This window comes from Streptomyces beigongshangae (assembly GCF_019710745.1).
GTDB classification, from domain to species: Bacteria; Actinomycetota; Actinomycetes; order Streptomycetales; family Streptomycetaceae; genus Streptomyces; species Streptomyces beigongshangae.
In genome coordinates, this window is the sequence record NZ_JAHKJW010000171.1 from 1 (window position 1) to 1,024 (window position 1,024).

Annotated in this window: 1 protein-coding gene; it reads left to right on the forward strand. The window is 72.3% G+C overall.

All coding sequences use genetic code 11. The features are described from left to right. Positions 1 to 163: 163 nt before the first annotated feature. The coding region (locus KM933_RS38665; RefSeq protein ID WP_430727427.1) for a polyketide synthase dehydratase domain-containing protein at positions 164 to 1,024 on the forward strand (861 nt) is incomplete at its 3' end.

The window sequence follows — 1,024 nt, forward strand, 5'->3', positions numbered from 1 at the left end:
CGGCGCCCGTGCCGTCGACCTGCCCACCTATGCCTTCCAGCGGCAGCGCTACTGGCCCGAGGTGACCGCTGTCACGGCGGCGGACCCGAGGTCCGCCGGTGTCGACGCGGCGGAGCACCCGTTGCTGGGTGCGGTGGTGTCGCTGCCGGACTCCGGCGGTGTGGTGCTGACGGGCAGGCTGTCGGTGGAGGCCCAGCCGTGGCTCGCCGACCACGTGGTCCTCGGTCGGGTCCTGCTGCCCGGTACGGGCCTGGTGGAGATGGCTCTCGCGGCCGGTGAGGCGGCAGGGTGCGCCACCCTGGAGGAGCTGACCCTGGCCGCACCCCTGGTGCTGCCCGAGAACGACGCTCTTCAGGTGCGGGTCGTCGTGGGCCCGCACACCGACGCGCGTCGTACGGTCGCCGTCTACTCCCGTCCTGAGAACGCCGGCGACTTCCCGTGGACGACCCATGCCAGCGGTTTCCTCACGGAGGCGGCTGTGGTGGCCGGGTTCGAGTGGGGTGAGTGGCCGCCGGCCGGTGCCGAGGTGGTGCCGGTGGAGGGTGCGTACGAGGTCTTCCGGGAGCGTGGTTACGGGTACGGGCCGGTGTTCCGGGGGTTGCGTGTGGCGTGGCGCCGGGGTGAGGAGTTGTTCGCCGAGGTGGCGCTTCCGGAGGAGNGCATCCTCAACGACAGCGACGAAGAGACGGCCGTCCCGTTCGCCTGGAACGACGTGTCCCTGCACGCCGTCGGCGCCAATGCCGTCCGAGTCCGGATCGGCCGACTCGACGGCCGTGCTGTCTCCCTCTCCGTCGCCGATGTGACCGGCGCCCCGGTCCTGACGGTCGGCTCCATAGCCAGCCGTCCGTTCTCCGTCGATCAGCTCGGCGCCGCGTCCGGTGACGCGGGCTCGCTGTACGGGGTGGAGTGGGTGTCCCCGGCTCCGGCCGGTGCCACCGAGACCGACTGGACTCCGTGGTCCGAGGTGGCCGAGGCCGTCGGGAGTGCGGTGCCGGGTGTGGTGGTGCTGGACTGTGGTGTGCCG